Raw genomic sequence first — 16627 nt, 5'->3', positions numbered from 1 at the left:
CAGTGAAGCTGAGCGTTATCAGTTTTTGAAGCGGACGTTCGTCCTGTGACTGGAGCAGGTTTGAAGAGAGTGCGACAGTCACAAAAAAGGACGAAATCGCTGGAGAAAACTGAGATAAGCTCAGTGAAGCTGAGCGTTATCAGTTTTTGAAGCGGACGTTCGTCCTGTGACTGGAGCAGGTTTGGATAGAGTGCGACGCTTGCCTTGCACCCGGAACAGGTTTGATAAAAATGTGAGGACGCCGTCAGAGCCCTGAATCACTGGAAGAAAAACCATAAGCTCAGCTAGCCTGAGCGTTGGGATGTTCAACACATTTAAAGTGAATGTGACAAGCGCAAGGAACAAACTAATGCCTACTAAAAAATTCTCAATAAAAAAGTAAAAGAGCTAGTAGCTCCTGATAACCCAGACTTGGTGGAAACTACCAGTTTGGGAAACCGGGTTGGCTAACTAGCTCTTTTCGAATTTAGACCACAAAAAAAGACGCGCTCAGGCGTCTCTTGTCCTAGTCTTTCTATAATGGGAGGAGAAAGATAGAAATAATGTATCTATTTACTACGCTTTTATAGTAAGCCATAATTGTGAAGAAGTTGTGAACAAACTGGGAAGAAAATAACAAATAGCTTGATTATTATTCTTCTTTGTCGGGCTCATATTCTTCATACTGAGCGGCTTGACCGACGACTTCATCTTCAGGAAGGCGTTTGGCATCTAACTTGCCCACTCTTTGCTTATCCTCTTCAATCACTTCAAAGATCCAAGCCCCAACAGCAAAGTGGTCGCCCAGTTCAGGCAGCTTGCCTAGGTAATGGGTGGCAAAGCCGTTAATCGTGTGATAAAGATTAGCTTCTTTGAGCGGGAGTTGGAGCAGGGGTTGGCTTTTCTCGATGGCGCAACCGCCACTGAAGACATAATGTTGGCCTTCTTCGACGATCTCGATATCTTGGGTAACAATGTCGTCTTCGTCCCAAATTTCACCAACTAATTCCTCTAAGACATCTTCCATGGTGACGATCCCAATCATTCCCCCGTGTTCATCGCGGACCACTGCCATATGAATTTGCTTAGCTTGCATTTGCCGCAAGAGGGTGGCTAGTTTCATATTTTGTGGGATCGAAAAAGTATCCAATAAAAGACTGTTTAAGAGAATCTTTTTCTCAGGGTGTTTGAACTTTTCCCGGAGGTAGCGGTTGAAGTCGCGTTCATGGAGAACACCGAGGACATTGTCAATGTCTTCTTCGTAGACTAAGAGCCGGGAATAGGGTTGACTTTCAAAGATGGCTTCGATTTCTTGGTCACTGTCCGATACATCAATGGCTTCGACATCAATCCGCGGAGTAATAATTGCGGAAACTTCCCGGTCATCGAAACGGATAGCGGCCTTGACTAGGCGTTGTTCATCATGCTCAATACTGCCGCCGACCCGGGCTTCATCAACCATCGATAGCAATTCTTCTTCACTAATTCCTTCTTGGGCTTCCAAGGGGAAGAAGTGTTGGACCATTTTTTGCCATTGGTTAACCAACCACACTAAGGGTTTGAACAACCACATGATCACTCTGAGATAAGGAGTGGAAAACTTAGCAAAGGGCTCGGGAACAATCTTAGCGATTAATTTCGGAGTAATTTCCGAAAAGAGCAAGAGGGTCACCGTGGTGAAGACTGTGGCAATGGTGGCCCCGTATTCAGGAATTAACTCCATAAAGACCACCGTGGCAATCGAAGAAGCCGCAATGTTGACGAAGTTATTCCCAATTAAAATGGTCGATAATAAGGAATCAAATTGATTTTGTAAGTCTAGAGCCTGTTTGGCGCGGTCGTCCCCCAGTTCCGCTTCATTCTGTAAACGAATCGAAGACGCTGAGGTGAAGGCCGTTTCTGACGATGAGAAGTAGGCCGATAAGATTACACAGACGAAAAAGATGATTATGCTGACAAGAAAACTGTCATCCATAGATGAAATTCCTCCTAAATTTTTTTACTTCTATCATAGCACAAACCCCGCCCTTGTCCTATTAATAGCCTAGAAAAATTCTAATAAAGAAGCCGGAAATTGGCTTAAGTGTATTTAAATTAAATATAAATTAAATTTGTTTTTAGAATATTTCTAATCTTGTGAAAAATATTGCAAGCTATCTAGATCTGGGGTATAATTTTCGCGTAGCTACAAGATCTTGGGTAAGGCAGTGATTTCGCCGAGCCAAATTAAGTAAAGAAAATAAGTTCAGGACTAGTTTCATGAGTGACCATTGCTGAGAATATAACCAGCAGCTTTCACAAGGACTTGGGGGTCAAGACCTTTTGGACTAGTCCGCTTATTTCTGACCTTTTTCCCATGGGGGTTGTTATTGTTAGGTATTTTACTGTATCAAAAAAGGAGAATTTTTAATGCATTTATCTAAAAGTCAAGCCCTAAAGTTGTTTCTAGTGGCTTTCCTATTTTTATTAGTGGCTTTTTCTGAACCCGCCCATGCCATGCATATTATGGAGGGGTACTTGCCGCTGAAATGGGTGATTATCTGGTTTGTGATTTTCATTCCTTTCTTCTGTTACGGGGTCTATCAAATTAAGGAAAGCGTTAAAAAGGATAGTAAAAACAAGGTCTTGTTAGCCCTCAGTGGTGCCTTTATTTTTATCCTGTCTTCCTTAAAAATTCCATCGGTAACCGGGTCAACCTCCCATCCAACGGGTGTTGGTGTGGGGACCTATCTTTTTGGCCCTGGCGTTATTAGCGTTTTAGGGACCATTTGTCTTCTCTTCCAAGCGCTCTTCCTAGCTCACGGGGGCTTAACCACATTGGGTGCCAATGCTTTCTCGATGGCGGTTGTCGGTCCTTTTGTTGGTTACGCAGTTTATCGTTTAGGGGAAAAAATTAATCTGCCAAGCAGTGTCAATATCTTCCTCTGTGCAGCTTTGGCTGACCTAGCTACCTATATGACCACCTCCTTCCAATTGGCTTTGGCTCACCCTGACCCAGCCTTAGGGATCTTTGCTGCAGCTATGAAATTTATGGGCGTCTTTATGATTACCCAAATTCCTCTGGCTATTGTTGAAGGGTTGCTCTCTGTGGTGATGGTGAATATGATTAACGATACCGTCTTGAAAGAGGTGAAGAAATAGATGAAAAAGAAAAATTTATTACTCATCTTACTGGCCCTATTAATTATGTTTATTCCGCTTTTTACCGTGGATGGTGAATATGAAGGTTCCGATGGTGGGGCAGAAGAACTCATTGGCGAATTAGACGAATCCTATACCCCTTGGTTTGAACCAATCTTTGAACCAGCTTCTGGTGAAATTGAGAGTCTGCTCTTCACCCTACAAGGTAGTATTGGGACTGGGATTATTTGTGGAATCGTTGGTTACTATTTAGGGAAGAATAAAGGATTAGACCAAAGTAAAAAATAATAAACGTATTCTTAAAAAAGAGAGAGTCACACTCTATTTTTAGAAAGAGGCGATGCTATGGGGATTGATCGCTATACTTATCAATCCAAGTGGACAGAGAAGTCAGGCAAGTTCAAATTGGTCTGCTGGTTTTTAGGCCTTGTTGTAGCCTTTTCGGGTTGGAATAGCCTGGAAGTGGTCTACACCCTTTTGATGATGGGCTTAACCCTCTACTTGGTTCCTATTAGACCTAGGACTTATCTGAATTTATATATCGGTCCGGTCCTGTTTCTGGCCTTTTCTAGCCTGGCCTTATTGCTTTCTGTCAGTCAAAAGCCCGAGCTCTTCACTTGGTCTATAGCCCTGGGGGATTATTACCTGGGTCTGTTAAGGGGACAGGGCCCCTATACCCTGACCTTGATGATCCGCGCTTTAACGGCCATCACGGCGACTTTTTTCTTTGCTTTGACCACGCCTTTAAAGCAAATCTTACAATTAATGAAAGAAGCCCACATCCCCTATGTGGTCATTGAATTGGTCCTTTTGATGTACCGTTTTATCTTTGTCCTTTTAGATGATGTCCTCGTGGTCTACCAGGCGCAAAACTTACGCTATGGCTATGCTGGGATCGGGCTGTCGATTCATTCCCTGGCCCTACTGGCTAAGGTAGTCTTAGAACGCTCTTTGTACCGTTTTACAGAGATGACGGACACTCTCGATTTGAAACTTTACCAGGATGAATTTTACCTGGATTAGTTGCTGGATCAGTGGTGAAACGGCTATACGACAAGGATTTGTAGCTTTACAAAAGAATGAGTGAGGAAGCAATTATGTTAAGTATCAGGCATCTATCCTTTGCCTACCAAGGGCATCCAGTATTTGATGACATTTCTTATGATTTTTCCAAGGGGCAGGTGATTGGGCTGATGGGGGCTAATGGTACCGGTAAGACCACCCTGATGCGGATTTTAACCGGCCTGATTCCAGTGGAGTCGGGGATGGTGCTTTTCCAAGGCCAACCTCTGTCCTATAAGAAAAAATCCCTTTATCAGCTCCGCCAAGCGGTTAATATGGTCTTTCAAGACCCGAACCAACAGCTCTTCTACCCTACGGTTGAAGAGGATGTGGCTTTTGCCCTCCATAATTTGAAACGGGATCCGGTTGAAATTAAAGACCGGGTCGAGGCGGCCTTAAAGGCACTGGGTATTTTTGACTTAGCCAAGCGGCCGATTCAGACCCTTTCCTATGGGCAGAAGAAGCGGGTGGCATTGGCGGGCATCTTAGTCATCCAACCCGCTATGATCCTCTTGGATGAACCGACTGTGGGCTTGGATCCAGCCGGAGTGAAGGACCTGAGCGCCATCATTAAAGACCTGGTCAAAGACGGCCACCGTTTCTTGATTTCTAGTCATGATATGGCCTTTCTTTACCAGCTCTGTGACCAGTACTTGGCCATCGCTGATAAGGGCATTGTCGCTCAGGGGGACAGTGACCAGGTCTTTAAGTCTGAAGCCTTTATGGAAAGCATTGGTTTAGAATTACCCTGGCAAGTCCGGGTACAAAAACAGTAAGCTGGCTTAACCCCAAAAAGTGGGAGCTAATAGTTTACTTTTAGGGCCTTAGCCCTTATAATGCTGGTGTAGTAATAAGAAGATAACAAATATGACAGTCAAAGTGTCGTTTCTGCGAGAAAGTACCGGGCAGAAAAGGCACTTTTTTATTGAGTTTAAGGACTTTTGAAGAGGAGTAATGTGATGTTTACTGAAGGTTTTGATACGATTGCTGCTATTTCAACGGCACCGGGGGAAGGGGCCATTGGTATTGTGCGTTTGTCCGGCGACCAAGCCTTAGCTATTGCGGATACAATCTACCAAATGGGGACTAAGCAACTGGTCAACCAGGATTCCCATACCATTCACTATGGCCATATTGTCGACCCTCAAAGCGAACAAGAATTGGATGAGGTCATGGTGACTGTCCTTCGCGCGCCTAAGACCTATACCCGTGAAGACATTGTCGAAATTAACTGCCACGGGGGCATGGTGGCTACTGACCGGATCCTACAACTGGTCCTCCGGGAAGGGGCTCGGCTGGCAGAACCAGGGGAATTTACCAAGCGGGCCTTTCTCAATGGGCGGATTGACTTGACCCAAGCTGAAGCGGTCCAAGACATGATTCGCTCCAAGACAGACCGGTCCATGGACCAAGCCATGAAACAATTAGACGGGAAATTGTCGACCAAGATCTCGACTTTACGGGACCGAATTTCTGATGCCATGGTCCAAGTGGAAGTTAATATTGACTATCCTGAATACGAAGAAGAAGAAATGACCCTGGAACTCTTAGACCAAACCGCTGATGCTATTCAAGGTGAATTACAAAACTTACTGCAAACCGCCAAGCAAGGCAAGATCCTCCGTGATGGGATTGAAACTGCCATTATTGGTCGCCCAAATGTGGGTAAATCCAGCCTTTTAAACCATCTTCTAAGAGAAGATAAGGCCATTGTGACTGATATTGAGGGAACCACTCGGGACACCATTGAAGAGTATGTTAACCTACGCGGCGTGCCTTTGAAATTGGTAGATACGGCGGGAATCCGTGATACAGAAGATCTAGTGGAAAGAATTGGGGTGGAGCGCTCTCGTAAGGCCATGGAAGAAGCTGACTTAGTCCTTTTAATCCTCAACCAAAGTGAAGCGTTACGGGAGATGGACCGGGAACTTCTATCGATGACTAAGGATTCAACGCGGATTATCCTCCTGAATAAGACTGACCTTGATCCTGCCTTGAACCTGGATGAATTAGCGGAATATGCTGATAAGGATGAGATCATCAAAACCTCGATTACTCAAGACCAAGGGGTGGATGACTTAGAAGCAAAAATCGCCCAACTTTTCTTCTCTGGACAGACCGGAGACCGGGACGCGACCTATGTGTCCAACACTCGTCATATTGACCTCCTGCAAAAGGCCAGCCAAGCCATTGCTGAAGCCAAGGAGGCTATTGGACTAGGTACTCCAGTTGACTTGATCCAAATTGACTTTAACCGAGCCTTTGAATTCTTAGGCGAAATCACCGGGGAAAATGCCCCAGATGAATTAATCACCAAACTCTTTAGCCAATTCTGCCTAGGAAAATAAAACAGAGTGCGACAGTCACTAAAGGACGAAATCGTAAAATTGAATGGTTTAGCTAGAGGAGCTCTTATTTTAGCAATAGTCTAAAGGGGGCTCTTTTACTTTTGCTTTTTTTGCTGCAGCAAGGGGGAAACGCTTGATTTGACAGCCTTGCAACTCCTGGTTGCGCCAATGATCTGGACTGGTGCTAGCTGCTCCTGGTTAAATAAACTATAATTAAGACAAAGAAAGGGGTAGGCGTCGACCACTTTCAAGAATAATTAATGCCTTGTATTGAAAGGAAGTGGCTGGCATGATTTTAGCCGACAAGATTTTATATTTAAGGAAGCAGGCCGGTTGGTCGCAGGAAGAACTTGCCCAACAATTAAATGTCTCTAGGCAATCGATTTCCAAATGGGAGCGGGCAGAGGCCATCCCTGATTTAGAGAAAATATTAGACCTGGCCCGTATTTTTGGGGTGACCACTGATTATTTGATTAAAGACGAGTTAGATCAAGTTGACTATAGTTCTGGAGAGGGTGAACCACTGGACACTGTCGACCTCCCTAAATTAACCATTGAGGAGGCCAATGAATTTATTGCTGCCCGTTTTAAAGGGGCTCATCAACTCGCCCTTGGGGTCTTCCTCTGTATTCTAGCGGGTATCCCCATTCCGGTTCTGGGCATGTTAAGTGAGGGTCAGACTTGGTTCTATGCCCAAGAGCAACTCTCTATTTTAGGAATCAGTCTGACCTTAGTGATTGTGGCCCTGGCTGTGGTCTTGTTTATCAAAAACAGTCAAGACTTAAAGGGTTACCAATTTATTAGTGAAGGACAATTTACGCCGGCATACGGGGTGAGCGGCTTAGCCGACGAAGGGCTCAAACGTTACCAAACGACTTACCAGCGCGGTCTAATCAGTGGTGTGGTGCTGTGTATCTTGGCGGTGATCCCCCTCTTATGGGGATCGATTAAGGATGAAAATCAGGCTCTCGCCCTGGGCTTCACTCTTATGCTTCTCTTAATCGCTCTGGGAGTTTACCAGCTGGTCAAGGTGGTTAGTCGTAGAAACACCTTCCGCTATCTCTTACAAGATGAAGAGCTGCTGGGAGGTAGTGGCAACCGGGAATTAGACGCTAAAGTTGAGCGTTATGCAGGCATTTATTGGCCTTTGGTAACGGCTCTTTACCTGGGTTATAGTTTCTGGACTAATGATTGGAGCCGGTCTTGGATTATCTTCCCAGTGGCGGGAGTCCTTAGTGTGGTCTTAGAAAATCTTTTGGCGCTGACCTTAAAGGATTAAATAAGGTAAATTGTAAAATGAAGTGCATAGAGAAAAGGACGACAAAAAACCAGTGATGCTCTATACTTAAAAGCGTCTAAACCCAAGTAAAGGAGCACTCACTGGCTATGAAACATTCTAACACGAAACCTAGATCATATACACACCTTTCTGCAGAAAAACGCGGAATTATCCAAGCAATGCACCAAGAAGGACATAAACAGAAAGAGATTGCTGACGCCGTTGGCGTCAATCAATGCACCATATCTCGTGAACTAAAACGTGGAAAAACACGTCAAATGAACTATGATCATACCTACGTTGATGTCTATCTTGCAGAAACTGGCTCGCGTGTTTATAAAGATAATCGGTCAAATTCTAAAGCCAGAGGCGCTTTGTATGGAAAATCTAACTTCATTAAAGCCTTTGAGGAAGCCTTACTGACACCTAAAGAAGACCGTATTTTCAGTGTTGATACGTTTATTCATGATTACCGCAGAAAACACCCTTTAGAAAGAGTTCCTTGCACCAAAACCATGTATAAATATATCAATCTTGGTTTATTAAATGTGAGGAATATTGATCTTCCTATGAAAACAAGGATTCGTCCAAGAAAACAACCTAGTGAACCGCGTGGGACGAATAAAAAGGTATTTGGAAAAAGCATTGATCAGCGATGCCCAGACGTCCTTTCAAGAGAAGAATTTGGTCACTGGGAGCTTGACCTCGTGATAGGAAAGAAGACTAAAGGAGAGCCATGTCTTATTACTCTAGTTGAACGGAAAACGCGAAAATTCCTCACCAAGAAGACTTGGAAGTGGGATGCAGATTCCATTGTAAAATCGGTTAAAAAGGTGATTCTTAAAGAGGGTCAAGCGTGTTTTAAAACCTTAACGACCGATAACGGCAGTGAATTTTCTAAACTATCTCAGCTTGAGTATGCTCTGAAGGATTTGGAAGTCTTTTTCGCCCATGCCTATTCAGCTTGGGAAAAAGGCAGTAATGAGAGACATAATCGCATGTTAAGAGAATTCTTGCCCAAAGGGACAAGCTTTAAAAAGCTGACATACCAGGAACTCGCACACTATACGAATACAATAAATAATCGCTTTAGAAAGGTCTTAGATTATCAAACCCCTAACGACTGTTATAACCTAGAAGTTGCGAAACTTCAGGAAACGCTTAAAGAAGCAGGCTAAAGTGCTTAACAAAGCATAGAGATTCAGTGTGGGCCAGTCAAGGTCCGCTTCGCTCTCCACCTTGACAGCCCCACCCTGAATCTCTAAATGATAATCAAGCACTTTAAGCTAGAGAAAAACGGGCCAAGAATTATTGACTTTATCAGCTTTTTAGTTATTTGGCATGACACTGGGATTTTTTAAAATAAATATGCACTTGATATTGCAATTTACCAAGGATTAAATAAGTCGTCATTTCTCAGTTTTCCTATTTTACAAATAGCGCTTTTCTTGCTATAATCTGTCAGGAAATTAAATAATTAGACAGTCAAAGTGTCTTTCCGTTCCAAAGCAGGGGCGGAGTGGACACTTTTTTAGTGCTTACAGGGCCTAATGACCGCCTAATTAAAGGAAAATAAAGAACAGAGCAAACATTCAGCAAGCGTGAGGATACTTAGGAAGGAAGAGGATGAATGCAAACTTTTGAAGCGGGCCGTTTTGATGTGATTGTTGTGGGCGCGGGCCACGCGGGGTGTGAAGCAGCCCTAGCCAGTGCGCGGATGGGGATGGAAACCTTACTGATTACTATTGATATTAATATGGTGGCCTTTATGCCATGTAACCCGTCGATTGGTGGACCAGCCAAGGGCGTCGTGGTTCGTGAGATTGATGCCTTGGGTGGCGAAATGGGCAAGAACATTGATAAGACCTATATCCAAATGCGGATGCTCAATACCGGAAAGGGTCCTGCTGTTCGGGCCTTACGGGCGCAAGCGGATAAGGAAGCCTATGCCCGGGAAATGCGTCGGACGGTGGAAAGACAAGAAGGGCTAACTCTCCGTCAAGGCATCGTTGATGACTTAGTGGTTGAAGATGGGGTTTGCCGGGGCATCATTACCCAAACTGGGGCCGTTTACCGGTCTAAGGCCACGATTTTGACCATGGGGACCAGTGCTCGGGGAGAAATTATTATCGGTGAATTAAAATACTCCGCCGGTCCTAATAATTCCCAACCAGCTCTCCACTTAACGAAAAACTTAGCCGAAAAATACGGCTTTGACATTACCCGCTTCAAAACGGGGACCCCACCCCGGGTCGATAAGAAGACGGTGGACTTCTCCAAGATGGAAGTCCAACCCGGGAGTGAAGAACCTAACCATTTTTCTTTTATGACGCCGGACGAAGATTATTTACCTGTCAGTGACCAAGTGCCTTGTCATTTAACCTTTACTAACAGTAAGACCCATGAACTGATCCGAGCTAACTTGGACCGGGCGCCGATGTTTACCGGGATCGTTGAAGGGGTCGGAGCCCGTTACTGTCCTTCTATTGAAGATAAGATTGTCCGCTTTGCTGATAAGCCTAAGCACCAACTTTTCTTGGAGCCGGAAGGACGGGATAATGAAGAAATTTACCTGCAAGGGCTCTCAACCTCTCTACCCGAAGATGTCCAAATTGACATGGTCCATTCCATAACCGGGATGGAAAAGGCCCAAATCATCCGTGATGGTTATGCCATTGAGTATGATGTGGTCCGCCCTAGCCAGTTAAAGGCTACCTTTGAAACCAAGAAGATTGAAAACCTCTATACGGCGGGTCAGACCAATGGGACTTCCGGTTATGAAGAAGCTGCTGGTCAAGGGCTCTATGCTGGGATTAACGCTGTCTTAAAAATCCAAGGCAAGGAAGCCTTTATCCTTGGCCGTGATGAGGCTTATATTGGGGTCTTGGTGGATGACTTGGTGACCAAGGGAACAACGGAACCTTACCGTCTCTTGACCTCACGGGCCGAATACCGCCTGCTCCTTCGTCACGACAATGCCGACTGGCGCTTAACCGAAAAAGGCTATGAAATTGGCCTCGTCACTGAAGACCGCTACCAAGCCTTTAAGGCCCATCAAGCGGCGGTGAATGAAGAGTTGGACCGTTTGGAACATACTCGTTTGAAACCGACTGATGAACTCCAAGCCTACCTGGAAACCAAGGGATCAGCCCGGTTAAAAGATGGGATCCTGGCTTCCGAACTCTTGCGCCGGCCTGAACTATCGATTCAAGATATTCTAAAATTTGCTCCGGGTGACAAGGATCTGGGCCATAAGGTTTACGAAGAGGTGGCTATTGCTATTAAGTATGCCGGCTACATCGAAAAGGCCCAAAAACAAGTAAAACGCCTACGGAAAATGGAAGGTAAGCTGATACCTGAAGACATTGACTACAGTCAAATTGAAGGGCTAGCTACCGAGGCCAAGGATCGCTTATCCACTATTGAACCGCGGACCCTAGCCCAAGCCAGCCGGGTGTCTGGTGTCAACCCTGCCGATGTCTCTATCTTAGCGGTTTACTTGGAGAGCCATCCTAGCTAAAAGAGAGTGTGACAAGCGCATGAAAGAGCAAGACCGCTACGCATACTATATCTGTACGTCGCTAACGCTTCCTACAGCTACAGCAACTGGAGAAAAATGGCGTAAAAATTCTCAAAGAGAATTTGACGCCATTTTCCGAAGTGGACGCTTGCTCTGCGCTTGGAACAGGTTTGAAGAGAGTGTGACAAGCGCACAAAAGACCATGACAAGACTTAGTTTGTCTTAGCTAACCATAAGATAAATAAAGCATTATAAAATATCCCTCTTCCTTAGGCTGATCCGCTTAAGAAAGAGGGATATTTTTTATTCATTGAAATTCATAGAATTAAAAATACTTATTCAACTTATGCTTGAATCAGTTGGCCTGCTTCAATGTGGTAGATGCGTTGGCAGAGAATTTTCACCATAGCCAGGTCATGGGAAATAAAGAGCATGGCGAAGTCTTGGTCCGCTTGCAGGTCCTTGAGCAAGTGAATCAGCTCTAGGGCGATCTCCCAGTCGAGGGCGGACAGGATTTCGTCAGCGATAATGACTTCTGGCTGGGCCAGGAGAATCCGTAAAATCGCAAAGCGCTGGCCTTGACCGCCCGACAGCTGCTTGGGGAACTTTGTCATTAACTCCTGGTCGAGCTTGAGCCGCTGGGATAGTTCTGTGATCTTGGCGTCAAAGGCTGCTAGTGAGGGATACTTGGCCTGGATAGAGGGGATATGATAGATTTCTTTTAGATTCTCTTCCATCCGGTAATGGACGTCAAAGGCCTGGTAGGGATTTTGAAAGATCATTTGAATGCCTTGAAAATCTTCTAAGGACTGACTCTTCAAGGCGTCTCCCTTAAAATAAATGTCGCCCTGACTGGGGGGATAAAGGCCGGTGAGTAATTTGGCCAGGCTAGACTTTCCTGATCCTGATTCGCCCACCAAGCCGACAAATTCCCCCGGATAAAGAGCAAGATTAACTTTCTGAAGGACAGGAGTCGGTGCGCCGGGATAGTGAAGGCTGAGGTCCTTAGTGCTTAAGACTGGCTCTTGGCCTTGGGGCGGCTGACTCACAAAGTCTTGGCTAGCGGCCCTCCGGTAGGCGACACTCTCTACCAAACGTTGAGTAGTGGCTGCTTGGGGCTGTTGAAAGATCTCCTGAGCGCTATTGCTTTCAATGTCTTGCCCCTGGTCAATGATCACTAGGCGGCTGCAGAGTTGGCTAACCAATTCCAAGTTATGACTAATAAAGAGAACAGCAATATTTTCTGCTTGGCTGGCCTCCTTAATCAAGTCGATAAAGCTCTCTTGGTTGCTTTGGTCCAAGGCTGTAGTGGGTTCATCAGCGAGAATCAGTTTGGGCTTTTGTAAGAGGGCCATGGCAATCACAATCCGCTGCTTCATGCCTCCTGACAATTGGGCCGGTTTACTGTTTAAAACCTGGTCACTATCGTAGAGATTGACTTGCTTTAAAACGCGGTCAAAGACTTGGGAATAATCTGCCTTAGGCACTTGGGGTTGAAATTGTTGCATGACCAATTCTAACTGAAAGGCGATATCATAGTGGGGGTTGAGACTATCCAGGGCCTCTTGCTGGATGACGGCAATTTCTTTGGGGAGTTTTCTTTGCCGGTCTTTAGCGGAAAGGTCGACGAGGTCACCTAGGCCTTGGTAGAGAATTTGTCCCTTGACTTGAACCTGGTCCTGAAAATTCATGATGGCCTTGACTGTGAGGCTCTTGCCGGCCCCTGATGGGCCTACCAGACCGAGTCGTTCACCGGGGTAGAGATCGAGGGAAAGGTCCTTGACATAAGTCTGTCCTTGGATAGCGACTTGGAGATTGTGAATGCTTAATAAGGGTTTTTGCTCCATCGTTCATCACCTTTCTAAGCTGGACTCACGGTCAAATAGGGCTTGGAAGAGTAAAGCCAAGATAAAAATGGCCAGAGTTGGGGCGAGAACCAGTAGGGGGCGCTCGAAGACATAGAGCCGGTAGTCGTAGAGTAGAGTCCCCCAGTCGGGCTGAACAATGTCAGTTCCCAGCCCGATAAAGGCCAGGCTGGCATAACTTAAGACCATTCCACTCAAGCGATTGGCTAAATTGGTTAATATATAGGGCTGTAAATTTTTCGCCAGATGGTCCTTGATGAGGGCATAGTGGGATAGACCTAATTTCTTTAGGGTGATAATAAATTCTTCCGTCTTTAACTCTTCCGTTAAGGCGGAAACTTGGAAGATATAGTTCCCCATGGCGCCAATCCCTAAGACCAGGCCAGCGCTAACTGGGCTCAGGCCAATCAAGGCGGTAATAATTAAGGCCATGATAAAGCTCGGTAAGATTAGGAGGGCCTGGGCGAGGAGAAGAATGGTTTTCTTCCAGTAGCCACCGTAATAACCGGCAATAATCCCTAAGCTGGTCCCTAAGATTAAAGACAGACTACCACCGACTGCAACTACGGTTAGGGTACGGAGGGCGCCCGCTTGCATTAAGGCCAGGACGTCGCGACCCAGGTGGTCGGTTCCCAGCCAGTGGCTTTGAGAAGCGGGGGCTAGGATATTGGCCATATCGGTTTGAAAATAGTCTGGTGAAGGAATGAGTAAAAAGACAAGCAATAAGGCCAGGAGCGACCCGGATAAGATTTTTTGCTTAGCTGACATAGGTCGTCTCCTTTCTTAAATACTTCATTAAATAGTGGAAGATCACTTGGACCACTAGCATCCATAAACCGACAATCATAATATAGGACTGGATGACTAAATAGTCTCGCCGCTGCATGCTATGGACCAGGTAATTAGAAATCCCAGCTACCCCAAAGGAGTATTCCACCACAGCCGTTCCTCCAATAACCCAAGACATTTGTGAGAGCGAAGCGGCCAGTAAGCCGTACAAACTCTCCTGCCAGCCGTATTTTCCCAAGGCGGTTCTTAGGGGGTAGCCTCGGAGGACCAGGGCCTTGATATAGCTCTCTTTCTGAGTCGCTTCAAAGTGGCGGCAAACAATTCGGGATAGGGGCCCGATTTGATAGAGGGCCACTACCACTAGGGCAAAGACGATGGCCCAGGGACTTTCTTCGGTGTAGAACTTGAACCATTGTAAGCGGACACTGGTAATTTGGATAAAGACAATAATTAAAATAAAGCTTGGGATGGCCTGGGAGAGCAGGGAAAAGCCCCGGCTCAACTTATCCCAGAAGCCATTAGCACGAAGCGATGCTAGGAAGCCTAGATAAAAGCTTGCTAGCATCGCTAATAAAATTCCGCCCAAACCGACTGTTAAAGAAGCCGGTAGGCGGTTGAGTATTTCTTGGCGAATGGGTTGACTTGAGTAGAAGGAAGTTCCCCAATCGCCAGTAATGAAATGACTGATCCACTGCACATATTGGACCAGTAAAGAACGGTCTAAGCCAAACTCTTCTTGCACCAGTCGAATATTTTCGGGGCTGGGGGCGAGCTGCTTGGACTCCAAGTAGAGCGTTGCCGGGTCGCCCGGGATTAAGCGAGTGACGAAAAAGGCAAAGAGACTCATCAAGAAGAGCAAGCCTAGCGTTTTGGCCAAGGTTTTAAATTGCATACTTACCTCCTACACATTGTGCTTACGTCTTTTCTGTTTTACTTTTCCCTATTTATTCACGCCTAAGGAAGGGTTAACAATGTAATAGTCGCCACAATAGAGTTGGTAATCGCCTAAATCAGCGCCGATTCCTGCATGCCATTCAGGGTCAACTAAACGGAGAACGGGGCGGTCATTAATCACTGTTTCTTGGATTGACTGAGCAATTTCATCTCTTTTTTGTGGGTCAGCTTCTTGGCCTAATTGGTCGAGTGCTTGGTCGACTGCTGGATTACTATAATCAAAGCGGTTGTCCGCTCCATCACTTCTAAAGAATTGGTTGAGGAAGTAACTTGGTTCACCCGTTGGAGCGGTGTGTTGACTGTAGAGCAAGAGGTCGTAAGGGGACCCGGTTTTGACATCCTCAGCGCTGTCTAAGGCTTGGACATTCACCTTGATGCCCAAAGGATTGAGCTGGGAAGATAGGATTTGGCCAATGGTTACCAGATCTTGGCGGAAGGATAAGGTGGCCACATTAAGCTCTAAGGCCTGGCCGTCTTTTTCTCGTTGACCTTGGTCGTTTTTCTTCCATCCCATGTCATCCAAGAGGGCTTCAGCCTTAGCCGTGTCATGTTCTAAAGGCACATCTGCATTAAAGGAGTAGATGGCGGCAAAGAGACCACTTGGTAGGCGTCCGCCTTTAAGGGCTTGTAGGTAATCTTCCCGGTTTAAAGCCAAGTCCAAAGCCTCACGCATCTTAGCTTCCTTGAGCAGGGGTCTTTGGCTATTGACCAGGGCAAAGTATTGGTAACCAGCATCATAGGACTGAGTTTTCTCACCGCTTTTATCCAATTGTTCCTTTAGATTAGGTGAAATCGGGGCCACTAAATCGAGTTCACCTGATTGAAAGGCTGACTTCATGGCTGCTTCATCGTTAAAGGCAGTAATCGTGACGTTTTTTCTTTGGTCACTGTCTGGATAATTGGGGTTCGGTTCCAAGTCTAATTTCTCTTCGGATTGTAAGTTTTTGGCTTGGTAAGGCCCAGAGTAGATGACTTGGTCGCCGTCGCGTTTATAGACCACATTGGTCCATTCACCAAGGACTGAGTCCATGACTTGGGTAGGGCGTTCAGTTTGAATGGTGAGCTGGTCATCACTATCAGCGGTAAAGGTAATCTTACCGGCAGTAGCATTGGCCAGGGGATTCTTTTCTTGAATTTCATTTAAGCAAGCGGCTAAAGCCGGTGCATCGACTAGGCTACCATCAGCAAATTTGGCTTCGTTTTTAGTAGTGGCCTGCCAGGTATTGGCATCGACATGGTCGAGTTCATCAATATAGCGGGAATAGAGATTTCCCTCAGGATCCTGTTGGTAGACATATTCAGCAACCCCATGGCTGGCTAAGGACCAGCTCGATTTTAAGGGGTCCAGGTCACTAGTGACCAGCGTTTGACCGACTTGGTAGCTGTCTTGACTCGCTTGGTCTTGGTTATTACTGTCGCCGCCTGCTTGGCAGCCGGTGAGCAAGAGCGATACGCTGGCAGAGCAAAGGACGATGAATTTTAATAATTTTCGATTCATAGCTATACCTTTCTATAAAAAATTTCGTGGGATAGTTTTCTATCGATTCCCTAGAAGACGTAAGCAAACTAGATATAGGGAATTCCCTTTTCGATTTTACTATATCTAGGAGAATGAAACAAGTTGAAAGTGTAAGCGCTTCAAAGTCGAAACAAGGGCGCTTTGTAGTGTTAATAGGAGCTTTAGGCCAGG

General features: G+C 45.7%; 13 protein-coding genes. 8 read left to right on the top strand and 5 right to left on the bottom strand.

Annotated elements, in window-relative coordinates; translation table 11 throughout:
* Window positions 1-631: 631 nt before the first annotated feature.
* On the bottom strand, window positions 632-1954 hold the full coding sequence (locus CJ190_RS09115) for an HlyC/CorC family transporter (protein WP_101562092.1): 1323 nt from the start codon (window positions 1952-1954) through the stop codon (window positions 632-634).
* Window positions 1955-2388: 434 nt separating this feature from the next.
* Between CJ190_RS09115 and CJ190_RS09110 the strand changes: the two genes are divergently transcribed.
* From CJ190_RS09110 to mnmG, 8 genes are all read left to right on the top strand, one after another.
* Window positions 2389-3120, top strand: a complete 732-nt coding sequence (locus CJ190_RS09110) for an energy-coupling factor ABC transporter permease (protein ID WP_070598147.1) — start codon at window positions 2389-2391, stop codon at window positions 3118-3120.
* Window positions 3121-3408 (top strand): energy-coupling factor ABC transporter substrate-binding protein, encoded by a 288-nt coding sequence (locus CJ190_RS09105; RefSeq protein ID WP_070598148.1) that lies wholly within the window; start codon window positions 3121-3123, stop codon window positions 3406-3408.
* 57 nt (window positions 3409-3465) lie between these two features.
* On the top strand, window positions 3466-4143 hold the full coding sequence (gene cbiQ, locus CJ190_RS09100) for a cobalt ECF transporter T component CbiQ (RefSeq protein WP_070598149.1): 678 nt from the start codon (window positions 3466-3468) through the stop codon (window positions 4141-4143).
* A gap of 74 nt (window positions 4144-4217) precedes the next feature.
* The gene (locus tag CJ190_RS09095) at window positions 4218-4958 is read left to right on the top strand and encodes an energy-coupling factor ABC transporter ATP-binding protein (RefSeq protein WP_070598150.1); all 741 of its coding nucleotides are present in this window, start codon (window positions 4218-4220) and stop codon (window positions 4956-4958) included.
* A 183-nt stretch (window positions 4959-5141) separates the two neighbouring features.
* Window positions 5142-6530, top strand: a complete 1389-nt coding sequence (gene mnmE / locus CJ190_RS09090; RefSeq protein ID WP_070598151.1) for a tRNA uridine-5-carboxymethylaminomethyl(34) synthesis GTPase MnmE — start codon at window positions 5142-5144, stop codon at window positions 6528-6530.
* 289 nt (window positions 6531-6819) lie between these two features.
* Window positions 6820-7809: a helix-turn-helix domain-containing protein gene (locus tag CJ190_RS09085; RefSeq protein WP_070598152.1), complete on the top strand. Its 990-nt coding sequence runs from the start codon at window positions 6820-6822 to the stop codon at window positions 7807-7809.
* Window positions 7810-7916: 107 nt separating this feature from the next.
* Window positions 7917-8987 (top strand): IS30 family transposase, encoded by a 1071-nt coding sequence (locus CJ190_RS09080; RefSeq protein ID WP_101562109.1) that lies wholly within the window; start codon window positions 7917-7919, stop codon window positions 8985-8987.
* Between the two features lie 452 nt (window positions 8988-9439).
* Entirely contained in the window at window positions 9440-11329 is a 1890-nt protein-coding gene (gene mnmG / locus CJ190_RS09075) for a tRNA uridine-5-carboxymethylaminomethyl(34) synthesis enzyme MnmG (protein ID WP_070598155.1), read from the top strand.
* 344 nt (window positions 11330-11673) lie between these two features.
* On the opposite strand, the gene CJ190_RS09070 is transcribed toward mnmG, so the two are convergent.
* From CJ190_RS09070 to CJ190_RS09055, 4 genes are read right to left on the bottom strand one after another with little or no spacing between them, the layout of a single operon-like run.
* Entirely contained in the window at window positions 11674-13176 is a 1503-nt protein-coding gene (locus CJ190_RS09070) for an ABC transporter ATP-binding protein (protein ID WP_070598156.1), read from the bottom strand.
* A gap of 6 nt (window positions 13177-13182) precedes the next feature.
* Window positions 13183-13962: an ABC transporter permease gene (locus CJ190_RS09065; RefSeq protein ID WP_070598157.1), complete on the bottom strand. Its 780-nt coding sequence runs from the start codon at window positions 13960-13962 to the stop codon at window positions 13183-13185.
* Entirely contained in the window at window positions 13952-14875 is a 924-nt protein-coding gene (locus CJ190_RS09060; protein ID WP_070598158.1) for an ABC transporter permease, read from the bottom strand. The genes CJ190_RS09065 and CJ190_RS09060 overlap by 11 nt, the downstream gene beginning before the upstream one ends.
* Before the next feature lie 48 nt (window positions 14876-14923).
* Window positions 14924-16435, bottom strand: coding sequence for an ABC transporter substrate-binding protein (locus CJ190_RS09055; RefSeq protein WP_070598159.1), 1512 nt, complete (start codon window positions 16433-16435; stop codon window positions 14924-14926).
* Between the last annotated feature and the right edge of the window lie 192 nt (window positions 16436-16627).

The sequence above is a fragment of the Aerococcus loyolae genome (genome assembly GCF_002871915.2).
Taxonomy (GTDB): Bacteria; Bacillota; Bacilli; order Lactobacillales; family Aerococcaceae; genus Aerococcus; species Aerococcus loyolae.
Note: the sequence above shows the minus strand (reverse complement) of the source record. Positions and strands in the feature narration are given on the sequence as shown.

Bases quoted from the DNA above. Each gene is read 5' to 3' on its own strand.
- CJ190_RS09115 (WP_101562092.1), bottom strand. From the start codon at position 1,954: ATGGATGACAGTTTTCTTGTCAGCATAATCATCTTTTTCGTCTGTGTA.
- CJ190_RS09110 (WP_070598147.1), top strand. From the start codon at position 2,389: ATGCATTTATCTAAAAGTCAAGCCCTAAAGTTGTTTCTAGTGGCTTTC.
- CJ190_RS09105 (WP_070598148.1), top strand. From the start codon at position 3,121: ATGAAAAAGAAAAATTTATTACTCATCTTACTGGCCCTATTAATTATG.
- cbiQ (WP_070598149.1), top strand. From the start codon at position 3,466: ATGGGGATTGATCGCTATACTTATCAATCCAAGTGGACAGAGAAGTCA.
- CJ190_RS09095 (WP_070598150.1), top strand. From the start codon at position 4,218: ATGTTAAGTATCAGGCATCTATCCTTTGCCTACCAAGGGCATCCAGTA.
- mnmE (WP_070598151.1), top strand. From the start codon at position 5,142: ATGTTTACTGAAGGTTTTGATACGATTGCTGCTATTTCAACGGCACCG.
- CJ190_RS09085 (WP_070598152.1), top strand. From the start codon at position 6,820: ATGATTTTAGCCGACAAGATTTTATATTTAAGGAAGCAGGCCGGTTGG.
- CJ190_RS09080 (WP_101562109.1), top strand. From the start codon at position 7,917: ATGAAACATTCTAACACGAAACCTAGATCATATACACACCTTTCTGCA.
- mnmG (WP_070598155.1), top strand. From the start codon at position 9,440: ATGCAAACTTTTGAAGCGGGCCGTTTTGATGTGATTGTTGTGGGCGCG.
- CJ190_RS09070 (WP_070598156.1), bottom strand. From the start codon at position 13,176: ATGGAGCAAAAACCCTTATTAAGCATTCACAATCTCCAAGTCGCTATC.
- CJ190_RS09065 (WP_070598157.1), bottom strand. From the start codon at position 13,962: ATGTCAGCTAAGCAAAAAATCTTATCCGGGTCGCTCCTGGCCTTATTG.
- CJ190_RS09060 (WP_070598158.1), bottom strand. From the start codon at position 14,875: ATGCAATTTAAAACCTTGGCCAAAACGCTAGGCTTGCTCTTCTTGATG.
- CJ190_RS09055 (WP_070598159.1), bottom strand. From the start codon at position 16,435: ATGAATCGAAAATTATTAAAATTCATCGTCCTTTGCTCTGCCAGCGTA.